Annotated in this window: 1 pseudogene; it reads right to left on the bottom strand. The window is 46.0% G+C overall.

From position 1 onward, the window contains the following. Positions 1-313: pseudogene (locus D0T85_RS22220) on the bottom strand (hypothetical protein); the annotation flags it as partial.

Below are 313 nucleotides of genomic sequence, written 5' to 3'. Positions count from 1 at the left end.
ATGATATTGTTCCGTCGGCAACCGATAACTTTATCCGGAAAACAACTTTGCAGGGATATGTTCATGATGAAACTGCTGCATTCCAAGGTGGGGTAAGAGCCCACCAGTCGCGTGGTGACACGTTGAGCTGTACGTCTTAGGAGTTGTAAGGTCATGTATACCGGCGCTATGAGGGCTGCGTTATATTCATTATATACCTTCATGTTGGTAAGCACATGGCCCATCAGGCGTAAGCGGTTTTCGGATACCTGAAGCGGGTGTTCATTATCCGGTTTGGATGAAGTAAGCCCTTTGATAAACTTAAAATTGGGCT

It is taken from the genome of Bacteroides sp. 519, from assembly GCF_010500955.1.
Classification (GTDB): domain Bacteria; phylum Bacteroidota; class Bacteroidia; order Bacteroidales; family Bacteroidaceae; genus Bacteroides.
The sequence above is the reverse complement of the archived record's forward strand: the minus strand, read 5'-3'. Positions and strand labels throughout refer to the sequence as shown.